Below are 18,343 nucleotides of genomic sequence, written 5' to 3'. Positions count from 1 at the left end.
CTCTTACAAGAGAAAAAAGAGTATTGAGCTTCTTTTAGGCTGGAGAGTTGTCCGAGAGGCCGAAGGAGCATGATTGGAAATCATGTAGATGGCTACCGCTGTCTCAAGGGTTCGAATCCCTTACTCTCCGTTATAATCTTGGTCCGTTGGTCAAGTGGTTAAGACACCGCCCTTTCACGGCGGTAACACGGGTTCGAATCCCGTACGGATCATTACAATTTAATGAACACCCGGAGGTTTAGCTCAGCTGGGAGAGCATCTGCCTTACAAGCAGAGGGTCAGCGGTTCGATCCCGTTAACCTCCATTACGGTTTGGTAGTTCAGTTGGTTAGAATGCCTGCCTGTCACGCAGGAGGTCGCGGGTTCGAGTCCCGTCCAGACCGTTTCATTATTATTGTAAATACACCATATTATTTTGGCTCGGTAGCTCAGTTGGTAGAGCAATGGATTGAAGCTCCATGTGTCGGCAGTTCGATTCTGTCCCGCGCCACCATGGAGGAGTAGCGAAGTGGCTAAACGCGACGGACTGTAAATCCGTTCCTTCGGGTTCAGTGGTTCGAATCCACTCTCCTCCATTTTATAGGGGCATAGTTTAAAGGTAGAACAGCGGTCTCCAAAACCGTTAGTGTGGGTTCAATTCCTGCTGCCCCTGCCATTATTATTTTAAAAAGTTTTCTTATCACGGCGGGTGTGGCGAAGTGGTTAACGCACCGGATTGTGGCTCCGGCATTCGTGGGTTCGATTCCCATCACTCGCCCTTTCATTTTTGGGGTATAGCCAAGCGGTAAGGCAACGGACTTTGACTCCGTCATGCGTTGGTTCGAATCCAGCTACCCCAGTTCGATTTACATTTTTGTAAATTGCAGAAATAGTATAATGGCGGTATAGCCAAGTGGTAAGGCAGAGGTCTGCAAAACCTTCATCACCGGTTCAAATCCGGTTACCGCCTTAGTACGATACTAATATTTGCGTTATGCCGACGTGGCGGAATTGGCAGACGCGCTGGACTCAAAATCCAGTGCCCGCGAGGGCGTGCCGGTTCGACCCCGGCCGTCGGTATTATCGATACATCATTCGTTCGTACGATTGATGTATCGATTTTTATCCTAACATTGGTTGAAGATCAACTGATTGGTTGGATAAAAAAGCTGTTAAAATTTAGTAAGTACTTGAGTGATCTGCAATCATGCCGACGTGGCGGAATTGGCAGACGCGCCAGACTCAAAATCTGGTGTCCGCAAGGACGTGCCGGTTCGACCCCGGCCGTCGGTATAACAATGAAGCATCAACGTATTCCTTACGTTGATGCTTTTTTTATTTAAATGTGTGCTTTCTTAAATTTTGAAAGAATTGATCTTTATCAGCAAAAAGAAAAAGTGTGGCGAATTACTGTTTTAAAAAATTTACTAGAATGCGTATTTATTTTCACTAGCTGAGAGTATTCATAAGCAGTAACATAAAACTGTAAAGATTATTCATAAGAAGGAGTGGAAATGAATGAAAAAAGTTGCATTAGTTACCGGTGCTGGTCAAGGTATTGGTTTTGCCATAGCTAAGCGTTTGTACAAAGATGGCTTTGACGTGGCAATGGTGGATTACAATGAAAATTCTGTAAGAGCGGCAGCGAAAGAGCTTGGCGAACATGGGATTGCTATCAAAGCAGATGTTTCGAAACGGAATGAGATTTTCTCAGCAGTTGATAAAGTAATAGAGGTCTATGGTGACTTATCAGTGATTGTAAATAATGCTGGGGTAGCACCAACTACACCGATAGAGTCTATTACTCCAGAACAGTTTGAAAAAGTTTATTCCGTTAATGCCGGGGGTGTATTATGGGGAACACAAGCGGCTTCTGAAGCATTTCAAAAGTTGAATCATGGTGGAAAAATCATCAATGCCTGTTCACAGGCAGGTGTTGTGGGGAATCCTAATCTAATGTTGTACAGTAGCTCAAAGTTCGCTGTTCGTGGTATGACCCAAATCGCTGCGCGAGATTTAGCTGACTATGGTATTACTGTAAATGCTTATGCACCAGGTATTGTTAAAACACCGATGATGATGGATATTGCGCATCAAGTAGGTGTTAATGCTGGTAAAGATGATGAATGGGGAATGCAAACTTTTAGTAAAGATATCGCATTGAAACGTTTATCTGAACCCGAAGATGTTTCGGCAGTCGTTTCATTTTTAGCCAGTGATGATGCCAACTATATAACTGGACAAACGATCATTGTGGATGGCGGAATGCAGTTCCAGTAATCAATAAGTCGTTGATCTAGGATTGGACGTTCGGATAGTCCCACAGGTTTTCATTTGCTTGAAACTCACCAAAATATTGGCATTTTCTTGTTCAATTATTACTGTAAGAAAAACTAAACGATAGTAGTTATGTAATTTGCTGTTTCATGCAAAGCATCGAATGAATGACCCGATTAGATAGATTCTAATCGGGTCATTCATCTGTATACGAAGGAACGATCGCAAAAAGTCTGAGATTGGGAGTTATCACAAAGAATAGGACAAAAAATAAAGTCATTCTTTAGCCCTTGGCAAATTTGATGATTTCAACTTCCATGGGGGCGATGGTGAGTTCACAAACTTTTCTTTTTGATAATAATGCAGTACCTTCCGATAGAAATTGTACTTGTTGGGAATCGTTTGTATGATTAAGTAGGAATAAAAAGATATGGGTTGGTCCTTGTCGAACAGTGACAGACAACTCGCTATTGTCTTGCAAATAGCTCTCAGCAACTTTTGTTAGTTTTGCATCACTAAAAATGTCGTTCAATAAGTCGGTCAATCCTTCTTGTTCTAGCTCGGTCCCTAAGTAATAGGCCAGCCCTTTGCCAAACCGATGCTTAGTGATGGCTGGTGAATCTTTAAGAAAGTCACTTGTAAAAGTAGCGAGTGGGGTAGCGCCTTGTAAATGGATCAGTTCTTCCCACCGACGATTTTCATAAAATTTATTTTTAAAATGCACTTGTTGCTGGATTTCTGGTTTTAAAGGCTGAAATTCTTCAACTGTGATCCCTAATACCTCTTTAAAAAGTCCTGGATAGCCGCCAAGATAGACTTGATCGTTTTCGTTGACGATTCCGCTGAAGAAATTTGTCAAGAATGTTCCACCATTTGCTACAAATTCTTTGACTTTATTGCCAAATTCTTCTGATGCAGAGTACAAATTGTACGCAATCACAAGGGGATAGCCGTCTAGTGATTCAGATGGATGAATGAAATCAACAGTAATATTCAACGCTCTTAGAGCGGCATATAACGCCCTCATTTGGTGAATATAGCGAATATTGGCATTCGGCTTCGCATCTAGCTCAAGGGCCCACCAATTTTCCCAATCAAATACGATAGCAATATCGGCAACAAACCGGCTGCCAACGATGCCATTCAACTGTTTTAATTCATTTCCCAGAGCAGCACATTCTCGAAAGGTGCGACTTGTGTGTGGATCACCATGAGGGACTATTGCACTATGGAATTTCTCTGCCCCTCCTTGTGATTGGCGCCATTGAAAGAACATCATGCCATCGGAGCCATGAGCAAGTGCCTCATAACTCCATAAGCGCATTTGACCGGGTTTTTTGGCGCCGTTTACTTGGCGCCAGTTGACCGCACTTGGGGCTTGTTCCATGATCAAAAAAGGTTTCTTTTTTAAACTTCGCATGAGATCATTGGCTAAGAATTGGGGATAGGGCAGAGATTCAAACGGATTAGGATAGGCATTCCAGCTAACGACATCCATTTCAGAAGCCCATTTGAAGCCATCGACATATTTATGCAGACCCATCAAATTCGTCATGAATGGGATGTTTGATGAGAATGTTTGAATTGCCTTTTTCTCGATCTGATAAATTTCCAGATTCATATCAGAAATGAAGCGACGATAATCAAGCTGTTGACAAGGATTCTTAAAAGTCGGCATTTCTTCTGGTAGGAAAATCTCGTCCCATTCTTGATAGGTTTGGCTCCAAAATTTTGTTGACCAAGCTGTATTCAATGCTTCAATTGTTTGGTATTTTTTTTCTAGCCAATTTTGGAAACTGGCACGACAGTTTGGGCAATAACATTCATGGATGTGACAAGTATATTCATTATTGATATGCCACATCACAACTCCCGGATGTTGGCTGTATCGTTTGGCAACAGCTTCACTGAGCCTACGGGCATAATCCCGATAAATCGGTGAAGTCGGGCAATAGTGCTGGCGAGAACCATGTACCAGCCGATTGCCATGAATGGTCATCGGCATCATTTCAGGATATTTTTTGACTAACCATGCAGGGGGTGAAGCTGTCCCATTGGCTAAATCGATGGCAATATTGTTTTCATAAAGGAGATCCATCAGCCAATCCAAAAAAGTGAAATCAAATGTTGATTCATTTGGTTGAATGTTTACCCAACCAAAAATATTGATGCTGACATAATTGACTCCGGCTTCTCTCATTAAGCGCATGTCTTCCTTTATCGTTTCTTGCGACCACTGTTCAGGATTGTAATCTGCGCCGTAATAAATTTGTTTTTGATCAACCATCTGTTAAACTTCCTTTCTCATAGTAAGACATATTTGTTTCAATCATAACAAAAAAAGTAAAAGCTGAAAGCGTTAGCAAAAAGGTGCATGAAATAATACAAATATCTGTAAAATGTTCAAACCGATCTCAATACACGAGAACCATATTACTTGCTGTTTTTTTATTTTCAACCTACAATTAACTATAATTGATAACACTCAATTCTTAATGAAGATGTATTATTATTAGATGTTCTTTTATATTTATGCACATCTTCAGCATTTTTGAAATGAGCGAAAGGAATGGTTGGTTATGTCAAAACCCATACAAATATTTTCAGAAATTGGACCGTTAAAACGGGTGATGCTCCATCGTCCCGGTGCAGAACTTGAAAACTTGATGCCGGATTATTTAGAAGACTTGTTGTTTGACGATATTCCATTTTTGGCACAAGCCCAACAAGAACATGATTTTTTTGCAAAAGTTTTAGTAGAGAATGGCTGTGAAGTGGTTTATTTAGAAGATCTGGCTGCTGAAACATTACAGCTTTCAGGATGTAAGGAAGCTTTCTTGGATGATTATTTGCAAGAGACGAAAATAAAAGATCAAGATGTATTAAATGAAGTTAGAGACTATTTTCTTTCGATTAAAGACGAACGAACGTTTATTGATCAAACGATGGCGGGGTTAAAAAAACAGGATCTTTCCATATCGAAGACTGCAAGTTTGTCAGCAATGCGGGAAAATGATTATCCATTTATTATTGATCCGATGCCGAACCTTTATTTTACAAGAGATCCGTTTGCTATTATAGGTCATAGCGTTTCTCTTAACCGGATGTTTTCGGAAACTCGTCGAAGAGAAACGCTTTATGGACAGTACATTTTCAAGCACCATCCACAGTACGCCAAGCCATCGGTCAATTTCTTGTATGATCGAGAAGAACCTGCACGTATCGAAGGTGGGGATCAGCTTGTCTTGTCCCAGTATGTATTAGCGATCGGTATTTCCCAGCGTACAGAAGTGCACTCCATTGAAAAAATTGCTGAAAACATTTTTTCAATGGAACCATCATTTGAACATATTTTAGCATTTGATATTGGTTCTGAACGGAAATTTATGCATCTGGATACGGTCTTTACCATGATTGATAAAGACAAGTTTACGATTCACCCTGAAATAGAAGGTGAACTAACCTTGTTCTCTATTACAAAGCAAGGACAAGGAGTCAAAGTAGTTGAAGAAAAAGATACGTTAGATCACATTTTATGCCGTTATTTGGACTTGCCGGCAGTCGAGTTGATTCGTTGTGGCGGGGACGATATCACGGCAGCTGCCAGAGAGCAATGGAACGATGGATCAAACACATTAGCCATCGCGCCTGGTGAAGTGATCGTCTATGACCGGAATACTATTACGAACCAACTTTTAGCAGAGGCCGGTATTAAATTACATCAAATTCCAGGTAGTGAATTAGTAAGGGGCCGTGGCGGTCCCCGCTGCATGAGTATGCCGTTTATTCGTACAGCTGATTGATAGAATGACTAGCTGACTCAAGTGTTTTTTTATCATCAAAAAACAGGTGGTATCACAAATTAGGACGTTTAAAAAAGATGAGAGGAAGTCATTTTTCTTTCATCTTTTTTTTATTTGATTAAAAAACCTCCATTATAATGAAAGGGATTACTTTTCGTGAAAATGTGCAAAAAATGTAAATTTTATATGTAAAGATTATAAAAAAACAGATGAAACCTTGTTATACTACAAAATATATGTTACGGTTATATTAGTGACGCGGGTAAGTGTGAGTAGGTGACACTTATTAAATTTTAACACCATACGAACAGCGATCGCTTGATTCGTAATGGTTTTTTTTCGCGGAAAAAAGTAGAAAGTAGGTGAGAGAATGTCTGTAGATGCCATTCGTTTGCTGCAAGAAGCAGAAGAGTTTGCAGAACAAAAAAACACGAAAGCGGAAGCTGAAAAAAAACAACTGATCCATGAAAGTCAAACAAGAATTTCAGCATTCCAGAAAGAATTGGTACAAAAAGAACGTGAAGCACAACGAATGATCGAAGAAAAAGTTGCAACGGAATTTGAGCAATCAAAACAACCTCTTGTGGCAAAAACAAAAGAGGAAGTTGAGACATTGCGCACGATTTCAGCTGAGTTGAAAGAACAAGCATTGGCAATAATAATAAATAAGGTTGTGACATAGATGGCGATTGCAAAAATGCAAAAATTCAGCCTGTTGACCTTTTACGAACAAAAAGATGCCGTTTTACATCAGTTGCAAGACTTTCAAGGTGTCGAATTGCTTTTTTCTGAAATGTATTATGAGTCAGATGAAACCACAGGCGTGTTAACACCCGTTCGTGATGAACAGAAACAGACTGAAGAAGTAGAAAACCAATTTGATCAAGTAAATTGGGGACTGCAATTATTAGAGGAATATGTTCCAAAAAAAGGAATGCTGGAAAAACTTCGGCAACCAATCAAGCGGTACACACTTCACGAATTAGCGCAAGCCGCTCATACTTATCCTTGGCAAGAAGTTTGTCAAACACTTCGAAAACAAGACAAACGTCTGCGATTGATCGAACAAGAAAAACGAGAGCTTTTGGCTCAAGAAGCAGAACTGAATAAATGGAAATATTTTGAAGACCGTCCTCAGATTTTGAATGAATTAAAAAAATCAGGTGGCCTATTAGGTTCGCTCCCAAATTCAGAATTTGCGGCTTTCACAAAGGGTTGCGAAAAACTGCCCCTCGTTTATTTTGAAACAGTTTATCAATCACAAACGACTACATACTTATTCGTTCTTTTCCATAAAGATGTTAAAGATAAAGTAAGTTCCCTTTTAAAAAAGACTGCATTCGAGCAGTATACCTATCCCTATTCAGGTCTGCCCAAAGATGACCTGCAACATGTAAAAGAAAAATCCCACGCATTGATTGAGGAAGAAAAAACAATCAAACACGCCTTACGTGCAATGAGCGAAGAGCAGGGACAATTGCGTCTCGTAGCAGAGTATTTAGATGGCGCGATCAAACGAGCTCAGAGTAATGAAAAGTTGCTTCGTTCGGCTCATGCCGTAGCTATTTCAGGCTGGATCCCTGTTGAGCAAGCAGCAGAACTGGAGAAAAGGATCCAACAGGCCAGCAAAGATGCTTTTCATCTTGAATACCAACAAGTGAAAGAACAAGAAATCGAGGATGTTCCGATTTTGTTGAATAATTCGCGGTGGATACAACCCTTTGAAGGGTTAGTGCGGATGTATAGTCTGCCCCAGTATGATGAATTAGATCCTACACCGTTTATGGCGCCTTTTTATATGGTTGCATTTGGAATGATGGTTGCAGATTTCGGCTATGGATTATTACTGTTTTTGGCAACATTATTGGGCAAAAAATTCTTTCATCTAAGTAAAGGATTGGAACAAAATTTGACGCTGTTTCAGCTTTGTTCGATTCCCACGATTATTTGGGGCTTGATTTATGGTAATTTCTTTGGCTTTGAATTTTCATTCCAATTGTTATCAGCCCAAGAAGATGTCAATCAGATTTTGGTCTTGTCGATCATTTTCGGATATATCCAAATCATGTTTGGATTAGCTTTGAAGTTTTATGTCCTTTGGAAACGAAAAGATCAGAAGCTACAGGCTGTTTTTCAGGCTGGATCTTGGATGGTCTTTTTGATCAGTGTTGTTCTATTGGCAGCAGGAATGTTGTTGTTGCCTGATTCGCCTTTACAAACCATTGGTTTGATCATGATTATCGCTAGCTTAGTGGCAGTTGTATTTGGCGGTAGTTTAGAAGGCAAAACACTAGCTGGTAAAATCGGCTCAGGACTATATGGATTAATGGATGTTACGAATTACGTAGGGGATATGATCAGTTTCACACGACTCATGGCGTTAGGAGTCGCAGGGGGCAGTATCGCATCCGCATTCAATTTGATCATCAGTTATTTACCAATAGCTGCGCGTTTCACAGTCGGTATTTTGCTTTTTGTGGCGCTGCATGCATTAAATATCTTTTTAAGCTATTTAAGTGCGTATGTTCATGGTATTCGTTTACAGTATTTAGAATATTTCGGAAAATTTTTCACCGGTGGGGGACGAGCATTTGTACCTTTCAAAACCGATGAAAAATACGTAGAAGTTATCTCAGAAGAGAAAATGCAGGAGGAAAAGAATGGAAAATTGGATTAGTTTCTTTTATGAAAATGGCGGGTTAGTTTTTGCCGCATTAGGTGTAGCTACAGCAACAATTTGTGGTGGGATCGGCTCAACGATCGGGGTCGGTATGACCAGTGAAGCCGCAGCAGGATTGACTGCAGAGCAACCAGAAAAATTTGGACAGGCCTTGATCTTGGAACTGTTATCAAGTACCCAGGGACTATACGGTTTTGTTATCTCATTCATGATTTTTGGTCAAATGAGCGGAACGATCTCCCTTGATAGAGGAATGTACCTATTTATCGCTTCTTTACCTATTGCGTTGACAGCAATCGTTGCCGGAAGATGGCAAGGACGTGCTGCAAGTGCCGCTATGCAGATTTTAGCCAAGAAACCGGAGCACGTGACAAAAGGGATCATTTATGTAGCGATGATGGAAACGTATTGTATCTTAGGTTTCGTTATTTCCTTCTTGCTAGTCTTAAATTAAGAGGGGGAGAAAGATGTCTGATATTACGCGATTAACCGAAAAAATCACAGCAGATGCTGAAAAGAAGTATCAGTTGGTCCTTAATGATGCGCAAGTAGAAATTGAAAAACAGGAGCGTCTCAAACGTTCTCAACTAGAAGAACAACTTTCTGATCGTTTGGCTCAATTTGAAAAAGAAAAACGGGCAGAAATGTATTTGCAGATTTCCGATATTCACATTCAGTCTCGCAATAAAGTGCTTGCTGCGAAACAATCAGTTTTGGAAGAATTGTTTAGTGAAGCACTTAAGCGCTTGAACCAAATGGAAGCCGCTGATTTTCAAGCATTCGTCACAAAAGGAGTACAAGAAGCACAGGTTTCTGGTGAAGTTGAATTGGTACTAGGAGAAAAAAGTGCGCATCTGCTGACAGAAGGTTTTTTGAAAGAGATTCAACAAACGATTCCTGAATGTCGACTAACAGTTGCAAAACAAGTTTTGCCGAGAAAAGGCGGATTTTTACTGCGCCAAGGCGATATTGAGCTGAACTTTACGTTTGATGCGTTATTGGATGCCAGCAAAGAAGAGTTGAGCCATACATTACTGCAATTGATTTTTGAACAGTAAGCGGGTGTAAAAATGGAAGATATCAAATACAACACGCTGAATACACGAATACGAACCTATGAAGCGGAATTGATCAGTCGCAGCCGTTACGAACGTATGCTTTCTGCCAACAGTGCCGAAGAAGTTTATGCTCTTTTGCGAGAAACCGTTTATGGTGATTTTATCAATGAAGAAGATCGAGTCCATGATTTTGAACAAGTATTGACCGCAGAATTAAAACGAGTATATGAAAACTTGTATCAGCTAACACCTGATCGTTCTGTGGTGGATTATTTTGCCCTTCGCTATGATTATCAAAATCTGAAGGTGTTAGTAAAAGCTAAATTCATGAAACAAGACTTTTCTGAATTTTTGGTACCGATCGGAACCATGCCTTTAAATGAATTGAAAGATTTGGTCAACACAAGAAAAAGTGCGCACGCAGAGCAGCCAATGATTGCTTGTATCGATGAAGTATTTTCCTATATCGAAAATTATCATGAGATTCAATCCATAGATATCATTTTTGACAATCATTTTTGGGAACATCTTTGGTCAATCGGCAAGCGATATGATGATCCGTTTTTACAAGGAATCATTCAACGGCAAGTAGATATTTTTAATATTTCGACAGCACTACGTAGTTACGCCATGAAGCGTCATCGAGGCTTTATCAGCGCTGTTCTAGCAGATAATGGGACTCTCCCTGCAAAAGAACTGTTGGAAGCAATCACGACGTCTTTGGAAGTTTTTGTCCAGTATCTGCAAAATACACCTTACAAAAATTTGATCAATCACAGCTATGAAGAACTGATTGAGAAGAAGACCCTCAATACGTTTGATCTGCGAAAAGATAACTTTTTGATGGCAAAATTGAAAGAACAAAAAATCGTACCATTCGGTCCATCTGCGATGATCGGTTACTTGTATGCAAAAGAAATCGAAAGTAAAAATTTACGGATTATTTTGATTGGAAAAATCAATAAAGTACCGGAAGAGATATTAAGAAGTCGGGTGCGTGATACGTATGAATAAAAAAATAGCAATGATGGGTGGCAAAAATTCAATTTTGCCCTTCAAAGGTCTAGGGATCGATATCTATCCTGTAGACGATCTTGAAGAAGCCGCGCAACAGCTGCAGGAAATGGCAGAAGACTATGGGGTGATCTTCTTGACCGAGCGATTGATTGAACAGTTGGAGTCAATCATTCGACAATACGAAGAACTACCCACACCAGCCATCATCCCCATCCCCAGCAGTACAGGGAGTCTAGGGATCGGAATGGCACGGATCCAGCAGAATGTCGAGAAAGCTGTTGGAATGAATATATTAGATTCTTAAAAGAGAAGTACGGCAACTAGGAGGAATGCATGTGGCATTTGGCACAATAGAAAAAGTATCTGGTCCCTTGGTCACGGCCTCAGGTTTATCAGGAGCTAAGATCCATGAAATCTGTAAAGTCAGTGAAAAAGGCTTGATTGGAGAAATCATCGAGATCAAGAAAGGTCTCGTGTCGATCCAGGTATATGAAGAAACAGCAGGAATTGGACCGGGCGAACCCGTTGAATCAACAGGGGCTCCGTTATCGGTTGAATTAGCCCCTGGCTTGCTGACAGAAATGTTTGATGGTATTCAACGTCCATTAGATACCTTTATGAATCAAACGGAGAGTGATTTTTTGGAACGGGGTGTGACCATTGACCCGCTAAATCGTCAAAAAAAATGGACGTTCATGCCGCAAGTCAAAGTAGGGGACAACGTACAAGCTGGAGACATTCTAGGACTTGTTCAAGAAACAACAGCCATTGAACACAAAGTTATGGTTCCGCCAGGTGTAAAAGGCACTGTAAAGGAAATCATGGTAGGTAATTACGCTATTACTGAACCGATTTGTCTTTTAGAGACGGCAGAAGGCGAACAACGTTTGACTATGATGCAAAAATGGCCTGTCCGTAAGCCTAGACCGACGGCAGCAAAGTTAAATCCGGGTGAACCATTAGTCACTGGTCAACGGGTGATCGATACCTTCTTTCCGGTAGCTAAAGGTGGCTCGGCAGCTGTGCCGGGACCTTTTGGTGCAGGAAAAACCGTTGTTCAGCATCAAATCGCGAAATGGTCGGATGTCGACATCGTTGTGTATGTTGGTTGTGGCGAACGCGGCAATGAAATGAAAGATGTTATCAATGAATTCCCAGAATTGATCGATCCTCACACGGGTGAATCGATCATGGAACGAACCGTTTTGATTGCCAATACTTCAAATATGCCAGTTGCAGCTCGTGAAGCGTCGATCTATACAGGAATCACTATTGCTGAATATTATCGGGATATGGGATACAGTGTAGCGATCATGGCAGATTCGACTTCACGATGGGCCGAAGCATTACGAGAAATGAGCGGTCGTTTACAAGAAATTCCTGGAGATGAAGGATATCCAGCCTATTTAGGCAGCCGGATCGCGGAATACTATGAGCGTGCTGGTCGGTTCCGTTCGTTGGGATCGGAGCCTCGAGAGGGCAGTATTACAGCTATTGGTGCTGTTTCGCCAGCTGGAGGGGATATCTCAGAACCAGTTACTCAAAACACGTTGCGGATCGTGAAAGTTTTCTGGGCATTGGACAGTATGTTGGCACAAAAGCGGCATTTTCCTTCTATTAATTGGCTTAACTCCTATTCTTTGTATGAAGATCAAATCAATTCTTATTTAGATCAGTTGATGGGACCTCGCTGGTCGGAGATGGTCAATGAAGCAATGGCGACCTTGCAAGAAGAAAGCCGCTTAGAAGAAATCGTTCAGCTAGTGGGAATGGATTCTCTCTCTCAGAAAGATCGTTTGACGATGATGACGGCTCGTTCTTTACGTCAAGATTATCTGCAGCAGAACGCTTTTGATGACGTGGACACCTATACGTCAAGAAATAAGCAATTTAAAATGCTAGAAAATATTTTATATTTTGATGAACAAGCAAAACGGGCCTTGCAGCTAGGGGCGTATCTTGATGATATAACCAAAGGTACCATCGATCTGCGAGAACGGATCGCCCGCAGTAAATATATTCCTGAAGAAGAACTAACACGTTTAGATGCAATCAAACAGGACACGAAAGCATTATTACAAAAAATCGTAGAGACTGGAGGAATTCATTAATGCTAAAAGAATATCGAACAGTCTCGGAAATCGCTGGTCCTTTGATGGTGGTAGAAAATGTCAAAGGCGTCAAATTTGACGAGCTTGTCCAAGTACGAATGGACAGTGGCGAGGTTCGTCAAGGGCAGGTTTTAGAAGTCAGTGATGATTATGCCGTTGTACAGGTTTTTGAAGGCACTAGTAACCTGAGTGCAGAAGAGAGTAAAGCCCGCTTTTTAGGAACGGGTTTAACGCTTGGTGTATCGCCAGATATGATGGGACGTGTCTTTGATGGACTAGGTAAGCCTAAGGATGATGGACCGCAGATCATTCCAGAAAAACGAATCGACGTCAATGGCGAAGCCATCAATCCAATGGCCAGAGATTTTCCAGATGAGTTCATTCAAACGGGGATCTCAACGATCGATCACTTGAACACGTTGGTCCGTGGTCAAAAACTGCCGATCTTTTCTGCGTCAGGATTGCCTCATAAGGAAATTGCAGCACAGATTGCCCGTCAAGCGACTGTGCCAAGTCAAGAAGGTAACTTTGCCATCGTTTTTGCGGCGATCGGCATTCCTTTCGAAGAAGCTGAATTCTTTGTAGAAGAGTTTCGCAAAACCGGTGCATTGGATCGCTCGGTATTGTTCATGAACTTAGCCAATGATCCAGCCATTGAGCGGATTGCTACACCGAAAATGGCATTAACAGCAGCCGAGTACTTAGCTTTTGAAAAAGGGATGCATGTATTAGTTATCATGACCGACATGACAAACTATTGTGAAGCGCTGCGGGAAATTTCAGCTGCTCGCCGAGAAGTTCCTGGCAGACGCGGTTATCCTGGTTATTTGTACACCAACTTAGCGACTCTTTATGAACGGGCAGGACGTTTGATGGATAAAGAAGGATCCGTCACTCAAATTCCGATCTTGACGATGCCGGATGGAGATAAGACCCACCCAATACCCGATCTGACCGGCTATATCACAGAGGGACAAATTATCCTTTCCCGTGATCTTTACAAGAGAAACATCAATCCGCCAGTGGACATTCTACCTAGTTTGTCCCGACTGAAAGATAAAGGAACCGGAGAAGGCAAGACTCGGCGGGATCATGCGGCGACGATGAACCAAATCTACGCGGCATATTCTGATGGGAAGGCTGCCAAAGAACTGTCGATCGTATTAGGGGAATCCGCACTTTCAGATATTGATAAGAAATTTGCTCGTTTTGCGGATCTTTTTGAAAAAGAATACGTAAATCAAGGATTTGATACCAACCGAACGATTGAAGAAACATTGGACATTGGCTGGAAATTGCTCGCTACATTACCGAAGCAAGAATTGAGCCGAATCAAAGAAGAATTTATTGAAGCCTATCTTCCTACTGGGGAGGATGTGAATCCTTCATGGCAATAATGAATGTCAATCCGACTCGAATGGAATTGAGTCGGCTTCGCAAACGCTTGACGACGGCAACTCGGGGACATAAGTTATTGAAAGATAAACAAGATGAGTTGGTTCGCCAATTCATTCAGTTAGTCAAAAAAAATCAAAAATTGCGCCAACAAATGGAATCAGCGTTACAAGCTGGAATGGAAGAGTATGTTTTGGCATCTAGTAGTATTCCTGATGTGATCTTGCAAGAAGCTTTTATGATTCCTTTGAATAAAGTGACGTTGGATGTTCAAAGCCGCACGGTGATGAACATGGAGGTACCGGTACTCAATCCTGTTTATGAAGAAGAAAGTTCGGATGATGATTTTTCATATGGTTTTGTTAGTACGACAAGTGAGTTGGATCTTTCTCTGTCCCATCTGGATCAGATTTTGCCAGTCATGCTACAATTAGCTGAAATTGAAAAAACTTGTCAGCTGATGGCAAATGAAATCGAACGGACTCGTAGGCGGGTCAACGCACTAGAATACATGACAATTCCGAAGTTGACAGAAACCATCCAATACATTGAGAGCAACTTAGCAGAGGATGAACGAGCAACATTGACACGTTTGATGAAAGTGACGGATATCATTGCCGAAAATGACACGCGCTAGACGCAATGAGAATTTGCCTTTTTTTCAACTATTTTCTGTCATAATCAGAAAGATTTTTAAGTTGAGAAGTCAGTAACACTGGTTCATTTTTTCTTTGGGAATAACATAAGCTTACGGCAACTGTTTTCAGTATAAATCTGAAAATAGCTGCCGTGTTTGTGTTATTCGTTTGTAAAGCGAAGGGCTAGTGATTTCTGCAATGTGAAAGGAGGCTTATTTTGAACAGAATATGTTGCTATGGAAAGAATAGCGAGAAATTTTTCTTCATGATAAAATGAATGCTAGCTATTTCTAAACTAAAACAAAAAGTAAAAGAAGGGATAGGTATCATGAATATTGTGGTATTAGCAGGCGGTCTCAGTCATGAAAGAGATGTATCATTATCTTCCGGAGGTCAAATCGCCATGGCTCTTGAGGAAAGAGGTCACCGAGCATTATTGTTGGATTTATATCAAGGAAATAACGAGAAGACATTTGAAGCCGCTTACTCGATTCAAAAACAAGAAGAGAATCCTTATGATTATTTTGTGGATGAGAATGAACCAGATATTGAGAAACTTATCCAAAAGAATAGCAGCCAGAAAAATGTGATGGGAAAGAATGTAGTAGAACTCTGTCGGGATGCTGATTTTTGTTTTATCGCATTGCATGGGGGCATTGGAGAGAACGGAAAACTACAGGCTTTCTTTGATCTTTATGGTATTCGCTACTCAGGTTCTCATTACAAAGGCAGTTTATTGGCAATGGATAAAGATATAGCTAAACAACTAATGAAACTGAATGACATTCCCACGCCAAAGTGGCAAATATGGGAGCAAGGACAAGAAGTGTATTATTCTTCACCTTGTGTTGTTAAGCCAATCGATAATGGGTCAAGCATCGGAGTTGAAATCGTTGAAAATAAAGAACAATTTTCTAAGGCCTTAAAAAAAGCTGAAAAATACAACAGTAAAGTGATGATTGAGCAGAAGATAGAAGGGAGAGAATTCTCTGTAGGCGTACTTGGCGATAATGTTCTGCCAGCGATCGAAATAATTCCCCAACAAGGATTTTATAATTATGAAAATAAATATCAAAAAGGAGCAACAGAAGAAATAACGCCAGCTGACATTTCGAGTGATTTGGCGACGCGGTTGAGTGAAATGACCGTATTAGTGAACAAAGTTTTGGGCTTATCAATTTATTCCAGAGTAGATTATATCGTTACCAAAGAGCTTGATATTTACTGTATTGAAGCCAATAGTTGACCGGGGATGACGCCAACCAGTTTATTACCACAAGAAGCTGAAGCCATAGGAATTTCTTTTTCAGAATTGTGTGAGACAATTGTTGAACTATCACTTGAAAGCTGGTACAAATAGTCAGGATGTCAGCGATTGATTGAAGGTTCCATTAAAAAACTGTGACAAAAGGTTCAGCTACACTAAGTTCTCCGAAGCATAATCACTGGATGATGGTATCTCTGATACATTTTTCCTTTGGACCTATAGCCCGCAGAAGTATGCTTTTCGGATATTTCGTTTGTTGAAAGACTGATGTCACAGTTTTTTATAGGAAAGTTGATACTAGAGATTTTTTAAATCAATAGACGTCAGCTGTTGGCAGGTTTTGGCAAGCGAACGTTGAAAATGATAGTTTCGTCTTTGCTTTCTGCCGAGATATCCCCGCCAGATGCCAACAGAATCTCTTTTGCAATCGGAAGACCAAGACCAGTTCCGCCTGTTGCTGTAGCTCGGGAAGAATCCATGCGATAGAAAGGTTCAAAGATACGTCCGATCATCTCTTCTGGAATTGTTTTTCCACGATTCGTCAGACGAATGAGAATACTGTCTGATTCGACCAACTCAAGAAGTAAAGGCGAATCTGGATAGCTGTAGTTGATGGCATTGCGAATGAGATTATCAAAGACACGAGCTATTTTTTCGGTGTCTACTGTTGCAAGAACATTTTTTTGTAAGTTGAGTTGCCAATTTAGATTCTTTTCTTCCAAGAGAGGTAAAAACTCAAAGGTCAGCTGTTCAAGCATTAAACTTAAATCAGTCGTTTCTGTCTGCAAAACGATCGTGGTCAAATTGAAGCGTGTGATCTCGAAGAATTCACTGATCAATAGTTCCAGCCGTTGGGCTTTTTGTAAAGCAATCTCAGTGTAACGATCCCGCATCGCATTGGATAGTTGTGGTTCTTCTTTTAGAAGAGTCAGATAACCTATGACACTTGTCAGAGGCGTCCGCAAATCGTGGGCGAGATAAACGATCAAATCATTTTTCCGCTGTTCCGCTTCTTTAGCGGCACGTTGATCTTGCAGACTTTTCTCCCGCAGTTGATTCATTTCCTCTTGAACATCAATCAGATGGCTCGACAAAGTGATGCGTTTGGTTGGTTCTTCAATTAGTTGAGTCGTGGCTTGGATCGTTTCATTCAAATAACCGATGGCTTTGGTCATATAGTAAATGGTGGTACCAAACCATATCAGTAAAGCGCCTATCGCAACACAAAACAACCAGCGATCCGCAAAAAAACGCAAGATATAGTAGATAGGTTCCGTTCCATACCAAGTCCGGGTTCCGGCAATAAAGCGAATGACTAATGGAATCATTACAAGGAATGCCAGCAAGATTCCAGTGGTGATAAAGTATTGGGTCAAGAGCTTTCGGATCAAAGGATTTCTATTTTTCAATGATATAGCCGACCCCCCATACGGTTTTGATCAATTTAGGTTTACGAGGTTCTTCATGCAATTTTTCTCTTAAACGAGCAATGTGTGCCATGACAGTATTATTGTTATCTAAATATTTTTCTTTCCAAACCGCTTCGAAAAGTGTTTCGGAAGAGACGACGGATCCTTGATGCTCAAATAAATATAGCAATATTTTGAACTCAATAGGAGTCAGGAAAACTTCTTTGCCGTAGAGAATGCATTGATGACTGTTGATTTTGAGTATCAAGCCGTCTTTTTCATATTCTTCTACTGTTGGAGAAGCAGCGGAATGATTGTATCGCTGATAGCGCCGCAATTGGGTTTTTACCCGAGCCACAACTTCTAAAGGATTAAAAGGTTTGGTGACATAGTCATCCGCTCCCAAACTCAATCCAGTGATTTTGTCTAGATCCTCTCCCTTGGCAGTCAGCATCAACACTGGAAAAAAATGGGTCTTGCGGATCTGCTGTAACAGTTGAAAGCCATCAATGTCCGGCAACATGACATCTAAAACGGCCAAATCAATGGCTTCTTTTTCAATATAGGCGATGGCACTAGTACCATCATAAAACGGCTGCACACTAAATCCTTCGTTTTGCAAAAAGGTCGTGACTAAGTCCGCAATTTCTTTTTCATCATCAACAACGACTATTTTTTCTGACATACTCTTTCACTCCACCTAAACATA

At 40.9% G+C, this 18,343-nt stretch carries 15 protein-coding genes and 12 tRNA genes; 24 read left to right on the top strand and 3 right to left on the bottom strand.

The annotated features are described in order from the left end of the window. Nucleotides 1-41 precede the first annotated feature (41 nt). From EG2_RS11335 to EG2_RS11275, 13 genes are all read left to right on the top strand, one after another. Nucleotides 42-130 (top strand) — tRNA-Ser (locus EG2_RS11335). A 10-nt stretch (nt 131-140) separates the two neighbouring features. Continuing rightward, a tRNA-Glu gene (locus EG2_RS11330) sits at nt 141-212 on the top strand. Nucleotides 213-232: 20 nt separating this feature from the next. Next, nucleotides 233-305: transfer RNA gene (locus EG2_RS11325), tRNA-Val, on the top strand. 4 nt (nt 306-309) lie between these two features. Beyond that, nucleotides 310-383, top strand: a tRNA-Asp gene (locus tag EG2_RS11320). 34 nt (nt 384-417) lie between these two features. Beyond that, nucleotides 418-493 (top strand) — tRNA-Phe (locus EG2_RS11315). Between the two features lies 1 nt (nt 494). Further along, nucleotides 495-575 (top strand) — tRNA-Tyr (locus EG2_RS11310). A 6-nt stretch (nt 576-581) separates the two neighbouring features. Beyond that, a tRNA-Trp gene (locus EG2_RS11305) sits at nt 582-655 on the top strand. A 29-nt stretch (nt 656-684) separates the two neighbouring features. Continuing rightward, a tRNA-His gene (locus EG2_RS11300) sits at nt 685-757 on the top strand. A 10-nt stretch (nt 758-767) separates the two neighbouring features. Then, nucleotides 768-839 (top strand) — tRNA-Gln (locus tag EG2_RS11295). Nucleotides 840-878: 39 nt separating this feature from the next. Next, nucleotides 879-949: transfer RNA gene (locus EG2_RS11290), tRNA-Cys, on the top strand. A 26-nt stretch (nt 950-975) separates the two neighbouring features. After that, nucleotides 976-1,059: transfer RNA gene (locus EG2_RS11285), tRNA-Leu, on the top strand. 129 nt (nt 1,060-1,188) lie between these two features. Beyond that, nucleotides 1,189-1,272, top strand: a tRNA-Leu gene (locus EG2_RS11280). Nucleotides 1,273-1,497: 225 nt separating this feature from the next. Continuing rightward, nucleotides 1,498-2,259 carry a (S)-acetoin forming diacetyl reductase gene (locus EG2_RS11275; RefSeq protein WP_060814831.1) on the top strand — a complete coding sequence of 254 codons (762 nt, stop codon included), beginning with the start codon at nt 1,498-1,500 and terminating at the stop codon, nt 2,257-2,259. A gap of 280 nt (nt 2,260-2,539) precedes the next feature. Here EG2_RS11275 and EG2_RS11270 read toward each other — a convergent pair whose 3' ends face one another. Continuing rightward, nucleotides 2,540-4,543: a beta-galactosidase gene (locus tag EG2_RS11270; RefSeq protein ID WP_060814830.1), complete on the bottom strand. Its 2,004-nt coding sequence runs from the start codon at nt 4,541-4,543 to the stop codon at nt 2,540-2,542. Between the two features lie 292 nt (nt 4,544-4,835). Between EG2_RS11270 and arcA the strand changes: the two genes are divergently transcribed. From arcA to EG2_RS11215, 11 genes are all read left to right on the top strand, one after another. After that, entirely contained in the window at nt 4,836-6,059 is a 1,224-nt protein-coding gene (gene arcA, locus EG2_RS11265) for an arginine deiminase (protein WP_060814829.1), read from the top strand. Nucleotides 6,060-6,429: 370 nt separating this feature from the next. Then, complete coding sequence (locus tag EG2_RS11260) at nt 6,430-6,741, top strand: hypothetical protein (RefSeq protein ID WP_003126763.1); 312 nt, start codon at nt 6,430-6,432, stop codon at nt 6,739-6,741. Further along, nucleotides 6,742-8,736, top strand: coding sequence for a V-type ATP synthase subunit I (locus EG2_RS11255; protein WP_060814828.1), 1,995 nt, complete (start codon nt 6,742-6,744; stop codon nt 8,734-8,736). It abuts the gene before it with no gap. Beyond that, nucleotides 8,720-9,193 (top strand): V-type ATP synthase subunit K, encoded by a 474-nt coding sequence (locus EG2_RS11250; RefSeq protein WP_003126765.1) that lies wholly within the window; start codon nt 8,720-8,722, stop codon nt 9,191-9,193. Before EG2_RS11255 ends, EG2_RS11250 begins: the two co-directional genes overlap by 17 nt. 13 nt (nt 9,194-9,206) lie before the next feature. After that, entirely contained in the window at nt 9,207-9,797 is a 591-nt protein-coding gene (locus EG2_RS11245) for a V-type ATP synthase subunit E (RefSeq protein ID WP_060814827.1), read from the top strand. Nucleotides 9,798-9,809: 12 nt separating this feature from the next. Beyond that, complete coding sequence (locus EG2_RS11240; protein WP_060814826.1) at nt 9,810-10,811, top strand: V-type ATP synthase subunit C; 1,002 nt, start codon at nt 9,810-9,812, stop codon at nt 10,809-10,811. After that, on the top strand, nt 10,804-11,118 hold the full coding sequence (locus tag EG2_RS11235; RefSeq protein ID WP_005472140.1) for a V-type ATP synthase subunit F: 315 nt from the start codon (nt 10,804-10,806) through the stop codon (nt 11,116-11,118). Before EG2_RS11240 ends, EG2_RS11235 begins: the two co-directional genes overlap by 8 nt. A 31-nt stretch (nt 11,119-11,149) precedes the next feature. Beyond that, a complete protein-coding gene (locus EG2_RS11230) occupies nt 11,150-12,925 on the top strand; it encodes a V-type ATP synthase subunit A (RefSeq protein WP_082709559.1) in 1,776 nt (591 codons plus the stop codon). Beyond that, nucleotides 12,925-14,322, top strand: coding sequence for a V-type ATP synthase subunit B (locus EG2_RS11225; RefSeq protein ID WP_003126771.1), 1,398 nt, complete (start codon nt 12,925-12,927; stop codon nt 14,320-14,322). The genes EG2_RS11230 and EG2_RS11225 overlap by 1 nt, the downstream gene beginning before the upstream one ends. Further along, entirely contained in the window at nt 14,313-14,957 is a 645-nt protein-coding gene (locus tag EG2_RS11220) for a V-type ATP synthase subunit D (protein WP_060814824.1), read from the top strand. Before EG2_RS11225 ends, EG2_RS11220 begins: the two co-directional genes overlap by 10 nt. Before the next feature lie 329 nt (nt 14,958-15,286). Continuing rightward, the gene (locus EG2_RS11215; protein WP_249024290.1) at nt 15,287-16,204 is read left to right on the top strand and encodes a D-alanine--D-alanine ligase family protein; all 918 of its coding nucleotides are present in this window, start codon (nt 15,287-15,289) and stop codon (nt 16,202-16,204) included. A gap of 344 nt (nt 16,205-16,548) precedes the next feature. Here EG2_RS11215 and vanS read toward each other — a convergent pair whose 3' ends face one another. Both vanS and vanR-C read right to left on the bottom strand, forming a co-directional pair. Next, nucleotides 16,549-17,634 (bottom strand): vancomycin resistance histidine kinase VanS, encoded by a 1,086-nt coding sequence (gene vanS, locus EG2_RS11210; RefSeq protein ID WP_060814823.1) that lies wholly within the window; start codon nt 17,632-17,634, stop codon nt 16,549-16,551. Beyond that, entirely contained in the window at nt 17,624-18,319 is a 696-nt protein-coding gene (gene vanR-C / locus EG2_RS11205; RefSeq protein WP_060814822.1) for a vancomycin resistance response regulator transcription factor VanR-C, read from the bottom strand. Before vanR-C ends, vanS begins: the two co-directional genes overlap by 11 nt. Nucleotides 18,320-18,343 lie beyond the last annotated feature (24 nt).

Origin of the sequence: Enterococcus gallinarum NBRC 100675, assembly GCF_001544275.1 — a bacterium.
GTDB classification, from domain to species: domain Bacteria; phylum Bacillota; class Bacilli; order Lactobacillales; family Enterococcaceae; genus Enterococcus_D; species Enterococcus_D gallinarum.
Note: the sequence above shows the minus strand (reverse complement) of the source record. Positions and strands in the feature narration are given on the sequence as shown.

Excerpts from the sequence above, each read along its gene's own strand:
- vanR-C (WP_060814822.1), bottom strand. The coding sequence starts at position 18,319 with ATGTCAGAAAAAATAGTCGTTGTTGATGATGAAAAAGAAATTGCGGAC.
- EG2_RS11245 (WP_060814827.1), top strand. The coding sequence starts at position 9,207 with ATGTCTGATATTACGCGATTAACCGAAAAAATCACAGCAGATGCTGAA.
- EG2_RS11260 (WP_003126763.1), top strand. The coding sequence starts at position 6,430 with ATGTCTGTAGATGCCATTCGTTTGCTGCAAGAAGCAGAAGAGTTTGCA.
- EG2_RS11220 (WP_060814824.1), top strand. The coding sequence starts at position 14,313 with ATGGCAATAATGAATGTCAATCCGACTCGAATGGAATTGAGTCGGCTT.
- EG2_RS11255 (WP_060814828.1), top strand. The coding sequence starts at position 6,742 with ATGGCGATTGCAAAAATGCAAAAATTCAGCCTGTTGACCTTTTACGAA.
- EG2_RS11215 (WP_249024290.1), top strand. The coding sequence starts at position 15,287 with ATGAATATTGTGGTATTAGCAGGCGGTCTCAGTCATGAAAGAGATGTA.
- EG2_RS11235 (WP_005472140.1), top strand. The coding sequence starts at position 10,804 with ATGAATAAAAAAATAGCAATGATGGGTGGCAAAAATTCAATTTTGCCC.
- EG2_RS11250 (WP_003126765.1), top strand. The coding sequence starts at position 8,720 with ATGGAAAATTGGATTAGTTTCTTTTATGAAAATGGCGGGTTAGTTTTT.
- EG2_RS11240 (WP_060814826.1), top strand. The coding sequence starts at position 9,810 with ATGGAAGATATCAAATACAACACGCTGAATACACGAATACGAACCTAT.
- arcA (WP_060814829.1), top strand. The coding sequence starts at position 4,836 with ATGTCAAAACCCATACAAATATTTTCAGAAATTGGACCGTTAAAACGG.
- EG2_RS11225 (WP_003126771.1), top strand. The coding sequence starts at position 12,925 with ATGCTAAAAGAATATCGAACAGTCTCGGAAATCGCTGGTCCTTTGATG.
- EG2_RS11270 (WP_060814830.1), bottom strand. The coding sequence starts at position 4,543 with ATGGTTGATCAAAAACAAATTTATTACGGCGCAGATTACAATCCTGAA.
- EG2_RS11275 (WP_060814831.1), top strand. The coding sequence starts at position 1,498 with ATGAAAAAAGTTGCATTAGTTACCGGTGCTGGTCAAGGTATTGGTTTT.